Source organism: Brevundimonas sp., from assembly GCF_050729455.1.
Classification (GTDB): Bacteria; Pseudomonadota; Alphaproteobacteria; order Caulobacterales; family Caulobacteraceae; genus Brevundimonas.
In genome coordinates, this window is sequence record NZ_JBOHLI010000037.1 from 23,106 (window position 1) to 33,481 (window position 10,376).

The following is a 10,376-nucleotide window of genomic DNA, read 5'->3' on the forward strand; positions in this document are numbered from 1 at the left end:
TCAGTCGCGGGGCTCAGTCCCGCGCCGGACGGAACAGCAGAGCGGCGATCTGATTGTCGTCGTTGAAGGCGATGACCCAGTCGGTGGCCTGTTTCTCGAACACCACCCGGAACAGGTCGGCGCCGTCCTGCTGGCCGACGTGGTCGATGGTCTTCAGGGCGCCGAACTGCTGCACCAGCGGGGTGACGGTCGTCGTCTGCTCCCGGATTTGCACCGCCAGATCGTCGCTGAAGACGGAATAGTCGACGTCGCCGGACTGGAAGGAGGCGATCGCCGCGCGCAAGGCCTGTTCCGAGCGGGCGATGTCGGGCGCTTCGGCGACCGGCGCCGGGCGGGGCGGGGCGGGGCGGGCTGCTTCGCCAAAGGCGTTCGGCAGGGTGGCCGCCGCACCGGGCGGCGCAACTGGCGTCGTCTGCGCGGCGACGGGCAGGGCCAGCAGGCCGGCGCCCAGCACGGCGGTGAGGATCGGGGTCTTCATAGGCGGCAGGCTCCGAAGAAACGTCAGGCGACGATCCACGGCCAAAGCGTTAGGACCAAGGCGGCGACCGACGCGCAAACGGCGACGGTGACGGCGGCGACCACCCAGGGCCGGGTTCCGGCCTTCTCGATCACTAACGTCTGAGATTGCGGCGGGTTCTGCACCAGACGCGACAGGGCCTTGAGGGCGGCGACGGCCTCCTCGACCGTCTCCTTCACCTGGGCCGAGGGGCCCAGTTCGCGCTTGATCCAGCGTTCGACCACGGGCTTGGCCGCCTCCCACAGGTCGTGGTCGGGGTTGAGGCGGCGGGCCACCCCCTCGACCGAGACCATGGTCTTCTGCAGCAGCACCAGTTCGGGCCGCATGTGCATGTCGAACAGGGCGGTGATCTCGAAAAGTTGGCCCAGCAGTCGGCCCATCGACACCTGGCTGGCCTGACGGCCGATGACCGGCTCGCCGACCGCGCGCAGGGCCTGCGCGAAGGTGTCGACCGAATGGTGCGGCGGCACGTAGCCGGCCTCGAAGTGGACGCGGCTGATGCGGTCGTAGTCGCGGCTGATGAAGCCCCACAGGATTTCAGCGAGGTAGCGGCGCTCGGCCGGACCCAGCCGCCCGACGATGCCGAAATCGACCGCCGTCAGCTCGGCCGGCGCCTGGGCGAACAGATTGCCCTCGTGCAGGTCGGCGTGGAAGACGCCGTGGTCCAGGGCCTGGATCAGGAAGGCGCGCACCACCTTGTCGGCCAGGGCGTCCTTGTCGAGACCGGGCAGGGTCTCCAGCGCCGGGTCGGTCATGGGCAGGCCGGGGGCCCACTCCAGCGTCAGCACCCGCTTGCCCACCCCGTCCCAGATGATGGCGGGGGCGGACATATAGCCGTCCTTGGCCATGACCTCGGCCAGCTCGGAGGCGGCGGCCGCCTCCAGCCTCATGTCCAACTCCAGCGACAGGGCGCGGGCGATGATCTCGACGAAGGCTTGCGGCTCCAGCCGCCGGGCGGGTTCGACGAAGCGATTGACCAGCTTGGCGCCCAGACGCATCGAATCCAGACCGCGCGCCACGCGGCGCTCGACGCCGGGACGCAGCACCTTGACCGCCACCTTGCGGCCGTCGGCCAGCCAGGCGGGGTGCGCCTGGGCCAGGGAGGCGGCGGCGACGGGGGCGCCCAGATCGCGGAACAGGCTTTCGACCGGGCGGCCCAGCGAGCGCTCGATCTCGGCGCGGGCCTCCTCCAGCGGGAAGGGCGGCAGCTTGTCCTTCAGCCGGCCCAGGTCCTGAGCGAACTGGATGCCGAAGATGTCGGCGCGGGTGGCCAGCACCTGTCCCAGCTTGATGGCCACGGGGCCGAGGTGTTCAAACGCCTGCCCCACGCGCTGGCCGGGGCGCCCGGCGCGATGTTTGCGGCTGGCCGTCATCTGCACCAGCTCGGCGAACGGCCGGGTCCAGGCGGGCAGCAGCGGATTGACCTCGCGCGGGATCAGGGCGTCGTGGCGCGCCAGCACCCAACCCCAGCCGATCAGCCGCAGGGTGGCGCCCAGCGGGTCGCGGACGGGTTCCGGCGGCGGCGCGGGCGGCGGGGTCTTGACGGACAGCCGGCTCAGATCGCCCACCCGTGGTGGATGGCGGCGATCCCGCCCGACAGGTTGGTGACGCTGACGCGGCTGAAACCGGCGTCCTCGATCATCCGCTTGAAGGTCGCCTGGTCGGGGAAGCGGCGGATGCTCTCGACCAGGTACTGATAGCTGTCGCGATCCTTGGCGACCCATTCGCCGATGCGCGGAATGGCGTGGAAGGACCAGGCGTCATAGGCCTTGCGCAGGGCCTCGGTCGTGGGCCGCGAGAACTCCAGGCAGATGAAGCGGCCGCCCGGCTTCAGCGCCCGGCGCGCCTCCTTCAGGGCGCCGGCTACGTCCGACACGTTGCGGATGCCGAAGCTGATCGAATAGGCGTCCAGGCAGGCGTCGGGGAAGGGCAGGTTCATGGCGTCGCCGACGCCCCAGGCCATCTCGGGCTCGCCGCCCTTGGCCACGCCGTTCAGGATCATCTCGGCGTTGTAGTCCATGACGATGACGGTGGCGTCCTCGCCGCCGCGGCGCTGCTGGGCCGCGCGCGCCATCTTCGAATAGCGCCGCGCCATGTCGCCGGTGCCGCCGGCCATGTCGAGGATGAGCTCGCCGGGGCGGGCGTTCAGCTTGGCCGCCGTGGCGTCCTTCCACAGGCGGTGGACGCCCGCGCTCATCAGGTCGTTCATCAGGTCGTAGTTGGACGCGACGGAGTTGAAGACGCCGCGCACCATCTGGACCTTTTCCCTGGCGTCCACGTCGCGGAAGCCGAAGGAGGAGGTCTTGCCGGAGGAGGGGGAGGGATCGGCCTGGGTCATGGATGCGGGTGTAACGCCTCGCGCGGGCGGCGTCATCCGGGGAAGCGTCGCAGACACGGCTTGTCGCCTTTCTGGCGGCGCGATACGCCTGAGCAAAATCAAGGAGACGCCCATGACCGCCCTCGACGTCAACGCCGTGCTTCAGGGCCTGCCCGACTGGCGCCGCGCCGACGACCCGCGCCCGGCCATCGCCCGCTCGCTGCGTTTCAAGGATTTCAACGCCGCCTTCGGCTTCATGACCCGCGTGGCCCTGCTGGCCGACAAGGCGGATCACCACCCCGAATGGTCGAATGTCTACAACCGCGTCGAGGTCCTGCTGACCACCCACGACGCGGGCGGAGTGACTGAAAGAGATGTTGCGATGGCTCGCTTCATCGACGACGCCGTCAAAGGTCAGGTCGAGTGAGCGGCCGCGTTTCCGGCAAGGCCGCTCTCATCACCGGGGCGGCGGGCGGTCTGGGTCAGGCCATGGCGCGGATGCTGGTCAAGGAAGGCGCCAAGGTCGCCGTCTCGGATCTGGACCTGAACGGGGCGCGCGCGCTGGCCGAGGCGATCAACGCCGACCATCCCGGTTCCGCCTTCGCCTATGAGCACGACGTGACGCGCGAGGATGACTGGGTCCGCGTGGTCGCCGCCGCCGCCGAGGACATGGGCGGCCTGTCCATTCTGGTGAATAACGCCGGAATCGGCGGCCATCTGGCCTGGGCCGAACAGGACACGCTGGAGAACTGGCGGCTGGTTCAGGCGGTGAACCTGGAATCCGTCATGCTGGGCTGCAAGCACGCCATGCCGCACCTGCGGGCCTCGGGCGCGGGCTCGATCGTCAACATCTCGTCGATCGCGGGACTGGCGGCGGCGCCGGGCATGGGGGCCTACAACGCCACCAAGGCGGCGGTCTGGCTCTACACCAAGACGGTGGCGCTGGAGGCGGCCAAGGCGGGCTGGAACGTGCGCGCCAACTCGGTCCACCCGGTCTTCATCAAGACGCCGATCCTCGATCCCTTCGTCGCCATGGCCGGCGGCGACGAGACGACCGCTCACGAAAAGCTGGCGCGCGGCATCCCCTTGAAGCGCATCGGCGAGCCGGACGACGTGGCCTACTGCGTTCTCTATCTGGCCTCGGACGAGTCCAAGTTCGTCACCGGGGCCGAGTTCAAGATCGACGGCGGCCTGACGGCGCAGTGATCCGCTAGGAGCAAAGAAAAACGCCCCGGCCTTGCGACCGGGGCGTTCTCATCTTCAGGCCACGCCGTCGCGGAGGCGCTTCAGGTCGGGGGCCAGGGCCTCGTCGGTCAGGATGGCGATGGCCTCCTCGACGCTGACGATGGTCTGGGCCTGGCTGCCCAGGCGGCGGATGGCGACCTTGCCTTCCTCGGCCTCCTTGCGGCCGACGACGGCGATGGCGGGCACCTTGCCGACCGAGTGTTCGCGGATCTTGTAGTTGATCTTCTCGTTGCGCAGATCGATCTCAGTGCGCAGGCCCGCGGCGCGGAACTTGGCGACGACCTCTTCGGCGTAGCCGTCGGCGTCCGAGGTGATGGTGGCCACCACGGCCTGGGTCGGCGCCAGCCACAGCGGGAAGGCCCCGGCGTAGTTCTCGATCATGATGCCGATGAAGCGCTCGAACGAGCCCAGGATCGCGCGGTGCAGCATGACCGGGCGGTGCTTCTGGCCGTCCTCGGCGATGTAGGTCGCGTCGAGGCGGTCCGGCAGGACATAGTCCAGCTGGATCGTGCCGCAGGTCCATTCGCGGCCGATGGCGTCCTTGACGATGAAGTCCAGCTTGGGCGCGTAGAAGGCGCCGTCGCCCTCGGCGATGACCGGCTCGACCCCGGCGGCGCGGGCGGCCTCGGCCATCTGGGCCTCGGCCTTGTCCCAGAACTCATCCGACCCGGCGCGGACGTCGGGGCGGGTGGCCAGGTTGATGTAGGCCGTCTCCATGCCGAGGTCGGCGTGGACCGACTGGGCCAGCTTGATGAACTCGGCCGTCTCGTCGACGATCTGGTCTTCGCGGCAGAAGATGTGAGCGTCGTCCTGGGTGAAGCCGCGCACGCGCATCAGGCCGTGCAGCGAACCCGACGGCTCATAGCGGTGGCAGGCGCCGAACTCGGCCATGCGCAGCGGCAGTTCGCGATAGGAGCGCTGGCCCTGATCGAAGATCTGCACGTGGCCGGGGCAGTTCATCGGCTTCAGCGAAAGGGTCTCGCCCTCCACCGTCTCGCAGACGAACATGTTGGGACGGTACTTCTCCCAGTGGCCCGAGGCCTCCCAGAACTTGCGGTCCAGAACCTGCGGCGTCTTGACCTCGACATAGCCCGAGGCGTCCAGGCGGCGGCGCATATAGGCCTCCAGCACGCGCCACAGCACCCAGCCCTTGGGATGCCAGAAGACCATGCCGCGGCCCTCTTCCTGCATGTGGAAGAGCTCCATGGCGCGGCCCAGCTTGCGATGGTCGCGCTTTTCGGCCTCTTCGATGCGCAGCAGATAGGCGTCCAGGTCGGCCTGGGTCGCCCAGGCCGTGCCGTAGATGCGCTGCAGCTGGGCGCGGCTGGAATCGCCGCGCCAGTAGGCGCCGGCCAGCTTGGTCAGCTTGAAGGCCTTGCCGACGAACTTGGTGGTCGGGAAGTGCGGTCCCCGGCACAGGTCGGCCCAGTCGCCCTGCTTGTAGACGGTGATGGTTTCCGTACCCGGCAGGTCGCGGATCAGCTCGGCCTTGTAGGTCTCGCCGATCTTCTCGAAGTGGGCGATGGCGGCGTCGCGGTCCCAGACCTGACGCTCCAGCGGGGCGCCCCGGTCGATGATCTCGCCCATCTTCTTTTCGATCTTGGCGAAGTCGTCGGTCGAGAAGGGCTCGTCGCGGGCGAAGTCGTAATAGAAGCCGTCCTCGATGGCCGGGCCGATGGTGACCTGGGTGCCGGGGAAGAGCTCCTGCACCGCCTGGGCCAGCACGTGGGCGGCGTCGTGACGGATGGTCTCCAGCGCCTCGGGATCGTCGCGCATCAGCAGGCGGAAATCGCCGTTCCCCTCGATGACGCGGTCCAGGTCGCGTTGCTCGCCGTTCCAGACGACAAGCGCCGCCTTCTTGGCCAGCGAGGGCGAGATGGCGGCGGCCACGTTGCGGCCCGTCGAGCCGGCGGGATACTGACGCACGGCGCCGTCGGGGAATTTCAGTTCGATCATGACGGTCGTTCTTTTTCGATCTTGGCGGGCGGCACGGGATCATAGCCCGAACCGCCGAAGGGATGGCATTTACAGAGACGGCGCACGGTGAGCCATCCCCCCCGAACCGGTCCGTGCTGGAGCAGGGCGTCGCGCCCATAGTCCGAGCAGGTCGGCAGAAACCGGCACGATTGGCCGAAGAAGGGGGACAGCGTCACCTTGTAGCCCCGATGGGCCGCGCGGACGCTGCGTTCGTAGAGAGACATCGGTCCCTTCGCCGGGGGCTCTGTTTCGGGTTCGCGCCGCTTATCCCTTTTCATGGCAGGGGGATCAACCGGACGAAGCCTTCAGGCCGCGCCGGCGAGGCGAGTTCGCGTATCGCTGTGGCGCTTCTCGAGCGCCTGATTGACGGCGTCCAGCGTGGCCTCCAGCGCCACCATGGTCGAGGCGTGGCGGGCCGGATAGTCGGCGACCTGCTTGAGCACCCGCAGACCCTCGAAGCGGCCCTCGGGGCCTTCGCCGCCGGACTTCAGCATGGCCAGCATGGCGTCGCGGGCCTCAAGGATCTCCGCCGCCGAGGCGCCGAGGATGCTCTCGCCCACCACCCCCGCCGCCGCCTGGCCCAGGGCGCAGGCCTTCACCGTCTGGGCGAAGCCGCTGATGCGGCCATCGGCGTCCAGTGTCACGTCCACGATGGCTTTGGACCCGCACAGCTTGGCGACGCGCTCGGCGCTGCCTTCCGGCGCGCCCAGCCGCCCGCTGTGCGGCAGGTTGGCCGCCAGCGACAGGATGCGCGCGCTGTAGAGGTCGTCGATCATAGGGGGAAGATAAGGCTTTCGGGGCGTCGGGTGAAGGGCGCGACCTCAGCTGCCCTGCACCGAGGACCAGGTGCGGGCCGGACCGGCGGTTTCCGTTGCCGCGACGGGCGCAGCGGCGGACGCCGCCGCCGTTCGCTCGGCCAGCCAGCGCAGGTTGGCGTCGGCGACCTCGGGCGGCAGGTCGCGGCGCAGGATGGCCTCGGCCTCGGCGGTCTTGCCTTGCAGGCCCAGCGACAGGGCCAGGTTCTGACGCACCTTCAGGGTGGCGGTCGGCTGGGCGGCGGCGCGGCGCAGCAGGATTTCAGCCGAGGGGGCGTCGCCTTCACCCATGCGGGCGATGGCGGCGTTGGTCAGGATGTCGGGATTGTCGGGCGACAGGCGCAGGGCCTCGTTCCAGGCCGCCTTGGCGTCGTCGCTGCGGCGCACCTGCTGATAGGCGACGCCCAGCAGCGACAGGGGCCGCCAGTCGCGCGGCGCGGCGGCCTTGGCCTGCTCCAGCGCCGCAATGCCGTAGAAGGCCTGACCGCGCGCGATATGGGCGCGGCCGATCTCCAGCATGGCCTCGACATTGGCGGGCTGGACGGTCAGGACGCCCTGCGCCGTCTCGGCGGCCTGATCGAACTGGCCCATTTCGCGCAGCGCCTGCGAAAGCTTGACCCCGGCCGCCGGGTCCAGCGGATTGATCTGCTGTTCCTGCGCCCAGAAGACTGAGCGGCTGAGGGCGTCGGCGCGGTCGTAGCTGGCGCGGGTCGCGGCGTCGGCGGGCTGGCGCGCTGGCGCTGCGGCTTGGGCGGCGGAGGGGGGCGTCTGGGCCTGAACGGCGCCCGTCAGGCCCAGAAGAGCCAGCGTCATGGTTGCGGCGGCGGCGGCGGTGCGCGACATGGAGAGGGTCCGGACGGTTTCCTGCGGCCCCAGCGTCGCGCCTCCGGGTCAAGGTTTGGTTAATCGGCCTTTAAGGGCCGGAAAGGCTCGCCCCATGTCCGTGGTTCACTCTGACCTGCTGATCGCCGCCTCCGAGACGGCGCGCCCGGTGCGCGTCATCGCGCAAGGGCAGGGCCTGACCGGCAAGTCGGCGGCCTGGGCCGAAGCCAACGGCTTCACCGGCAAGGCGGGCCAGCTGCTGATCGTCCCCGGCGACGACGGCGCGGCGCTTGAGGCCCTGTTCGGCGCCGGCGAGGCCTTCGAGCCGATGAGCGTCCGGTCCCTGCCCACCCGCCTGCCCGCCGGCGACTGGCGCCTCGACGGCGTTGACGGCGAAGCGGCGTCGCAAACCGCCCTGGCCTTCGCCCTCGGCGGTTATCTGTTCGACCGCTACAAGGCCCGGCCCGAGCGCGGTCGCGCCCGTCTGGTCGCCCCGACGGGTCTCGACCGGACCGAGGCGCTGAACATCGCCGCCGCCGCCGCCCTGGCCCGCGAAATGGTCGACACTCCCGCCGCCGACATGGGGCCGCTGCAGATCGAGACCATCGCCCGCGAGATCGCCTTGAGCGCTGGCGCGACCCTGACCGTTATCACCGGCGACGCCCTGCTGGAGGAGAACTATCCCGCCGTCCACGCCGTCGGTCGTGCCGCCGCCCCGCACCGCGCGCCGCGTGTGCTGGAGATCGGCTGGAAGCTGGACCAGACCGACCTGCCGCTGGTGGCCCTGGTCGGCAAGGGGGTGGTGTTCGACACCGGGGGTCTGGACCTCAAGCCCGCCGCCGGGATGCGTAACATGAAGAAGGACATGGGCGGCTCGGCCCATGCGCTCGCGCTCGGCCGCCTGATCATGCAGGCCGACCTGCCGGTGCGGCTGGTGGTGCTGGTCGCCGCCGTCGAGAACGCCGTCTCGGCCGACGCCTTCCGCCCCGGCGACATCCTGAACAGCCGCAAGGGGCTGACCATCGAGATCGGCAACACCGACGCCGAGGGCCGCCTGATCCTGGCCGACGTCCTGACCCGCGCGGGCGAACACAATCCCGACCTGACGCTGGACTTCGCCACCCTGACCGGCGCGGCGCGCATGGCGCTGGGCCCCGAACTGCCGCCGCTCTACACCGACGACGAGGCCCTGGCCGAGGGCATCCTCTTGGCGGGGCGGGCGGTCGGCGATCCCTTGTGGCGGATGCCGCTGTGGGCGGGCTATCGCGCCTCGCTGGACAGCGAGATCGCGGACGTTCGCAATGATTCCGCCGCCTGGGCCCAGGCCGGGTCCGTGACGGCGGCGCTGTTCCTGCAGAAGTTCGCGCCGACGACCGGGTCGTGGGCGCACATGGACATCTTCGCCTGGAACCCGCGCGCTCGCCCCGGCCACCCCGAGGGCGGCGAGGCGCAAGGTTTGCGCGCCTGCTATCGCTACCTGCGCGAGCGATTCGCCAAATAGCCAAGGCTGTTAACGCCCGATTTGGCTTCGGCGTTTACATATGACGGTTCACCCGCGTGAACCGCCGCTGAGGCCCTGTTTGTCCGACGTTCTGGCCCTTATCCCGCCCGGCCCGCCTCTGATCCTTCGGGACGGAGATCGGATCGTGCTGGCCGAACAGGCGCTGGAAGGCCTGATGCGGGCCGAGGCCTATCGCCGGACCGAACCCATGCATTGCCGGGTTCCGGTCGCCGACATCCTGTCCGACGCGGATCAGCGCATCGACCAGTTGCTGCACGGCGAGGCCTTCGACGTTCTGCACCGTCAGGGCGACCGAGCCTGGGGCCGCGCCCGTCGCGACGGGATCGTCGGCTGGGTGGCGCTGGAGGTCCTGTCGCCCGGCGCGCCCCTGGCCCGCCGCCGCGTGTCTTCGGTTTCCGCCGCCCTGCCGCTGAACGCCCTGGTCGGCGAGGCCGCCGAGGGCGTCAGCGAGGCCGACCTGCAACCCGTCGGCGATTTCGAGCGCGAGCCGGTCGCCGTGGCCGAGCGCCTGCTGGGCCGCCCGCATGCGCTCGGCGCCCGTTCCTCGTTCGAGACCGACTGTTCGGGTCTGGTGCAGCAGGCCCTGCTGGCCTGCGGCCTGCCCGGCCCGCGTCGCTCCGACGCCCAGGCCGATCTGGGCCGCGCCATCGCCCGCGACGCCGCCCAGCGCGGCGATCTGGTCGTCTGGATGGCGCCGAACCGCGACCACGACTGGACCGGCCATTCCGCCATCATGGTCGACGCCGATCAGGTCATCCACTCCACCGGCGCGCGCGGCGGCGTGGTCATCGAAGCCCTGGCTGAAGTCGAGGCGCGCCTGACGGGCGAAGGCTTCGCCACCGCGGTTTTCCGCCGCATCTGAACCACTCTACGCCGCTCATCCCCGCGGAAGCGGGGATCCAGTCCTTTGGCTGCAACCGCTGCGCCGAAGTCGAAGGCGCATATCTACCCAATATGCCTGTGGCTCTCACTGGGTCCCCGCCTCCGCGGGGATGAGCGGATGTGAGGGAGCCCCAAACGCAGAAAAGGCGACCCGAAGGCCGCCTTTCCATAATCGTTCGACTGACGCTTGCGCCTTAGGCGGCGGGCGCCGCCGCCGGGGCCGCAGCCGGAGCGGCCGGAGCCGCACCTTCAGCCGCCGGAGCCGCAGCACCCTCGGCC

The 10,376-nt window shown here is 70.0% G+C and carries 11 protein-coding genes; 4 read left to right on the top strand and 7 right to left on the bottom strand.

Annotated elements, in window-relative coordinates; translation table 11 throughout:
- Positions 1-13: 13 nt before the first annotated feature.
- Genes ACREEF_RS10495 through ACREEF_RS10505 form a run of 3 tightly spaced genes read right to left on the bottom strand, consistent with a single transcriptional unit; the run spans position 14 to position 2,855 of the window.
- The gene (locus tag ACREEF_RS10495) at positions 14-478 is read right to left on the bottom strand and encodes a hypothetical protein (RefSeq protein ID WP_431565527.1); all 465 of its coding nucleotides are present in this window, start codon (positions 476-478) and stop codon (positions 14-16) included.
- Positions 479-501: 23 nt separating this feature from the next.
- Entirely contained in the window at positions 502-2,085 is a 1,584-nt protein-coding gene (gene ubiB, locus ACREEF_RS10500) for a 2-polyprenylphenol 6-hydroxylase (RefSeq protein WP_431565528.1), read from the bottom strand.
- Positions 2,073-2,855 (bottom strand): class I SAM-dependent methyltransferase, encoded by a 783-nt coding sequence (locus ACREEF_RS10505; protein WP_431565529.1) that lies wholly within the window; start codon positions 2,853-2,855, stop codon positions 2,073-2,075. The genes ubiB and ACREEF_RS10505 overlap by 13 nt, the downstream gene beginning before the upstream one ends.
- 112 nt (positions 2,856-2,967) lie before the next feature.
- On the opposite strand from ACREEF_RS10505, the gene ACREEF_RS10510 reads away from it, so the two are divergent.
- The gene (locus ACREEF_RS10510) at positions 2,968-3,261 is read left to right on the top strand and encodes a 4a-hydroxytetrahydrobiopterin dehydratase (protein ID WP_431565530.1); all 294 of its coding nucleotides are present in this window, start codon (positions 2,968-2,970) and stop codon (positions 3,259-3,261) included.
- A complete protein-coding gene (locus tag ACREEF_RS10515; RefSeq protein ID WP_431565531.1) occupies positions 3,258-4,040 on the top strand; it encodes an SDR family oxidoreductase in 783 nt (260 codons plus the stop codon). Before ACREEF_RS10510 ends, ACREEF_RS10515 begins: the two co-directional genes overlap by 4 nt.
- A gap of 54 nt (positions 4,041-4,094) precedes the next feature.
- Here ACREEF_RS10515 and thrS read toward each other — a convergent pair whose 3' ends face one another.
- From thrS to ACREEF_RS10535, 4 genes are all read right to left on the bottom strand, one after another.
- Positions 4,095-6,035 (bottom strand): threonine--tRNA ligase, encoded by a 1,941-nt coding sequence (gene thrS / locus ACREEF_RS10520; protein ID WP_431565532.1) that lies wholly within the window; start codon positions 6,033-6,035, stop codon positions 4,095-4,097.
- A complete protein-coding gene (gene yidD, locus ACREEF_RS10525) occupies positions 6,032-6,280 on the bottom strand; it encodes a membrane protein insertion efficiency factor YidD (protein WP_105562548.1) in 249 nt (82 codons plus the stop codon). Before yidD ends, thrS begins: the two co-directional genes overlap by 4 nt.
- 81 nt (positions 6,281-6,361) lie before the next feature.
- Complete coding sequence (locus ACREEF_RS10530) at positions 6,362-6,832, bottom strand: iron-sulfur cluster assembly scaffold protein (protein ID WP_431565533.1); 471 nt, start codon at positions 6,830-6,832, stop codon at positions 6,362-6,364.
- A 45-nt stretch (positions 6,833-6,877) separates the two neighbouring features.
- Positions 6,878-7,714: a tetratricopeptide repeat protein gene (locus ACREEF_RS10535; RefSeq protein WP_431565534.1), complete on the bottom strand. Its 837-nt coding sequence runs from the start codon at positions 7,712-7,714 to the stop codon at positions 6,878-6,880.
- 94 nt (positions 7,715-7,808) lie between these two features.
- Between ACREEF_RS10535 and ACREEF_RS10540 the strand changes: the two genes are divergently transcribed.
- Both ACREEF_RS10540 and ACREEF_RS10545 read left to right on the top strand, forming a co-directional pair.
- On the top strand, positions 7,809-9,194 hold the full coding sequence (locus ACREEF_RS10540) for a leucyl aminopeptidase family protein (protein ID WP_431565535.1): 1,386 nt from the start codon (positions 7,809-7,811) through the stop codon (positions 9,192-9,194).
- A gap of 79 nt (positions 9,195-9,273) precedes the next feature.
- Entirely contained in the window at positions 9,274-10,077 is an 804-nt protein-coding gene (locus ACREEF_RS10545) for a C40 family peptidase (protein ID WP_431565536.1), read from the top strand.
- Positions 10,078-10,376 lie beyond the last annotated feature (299 nt).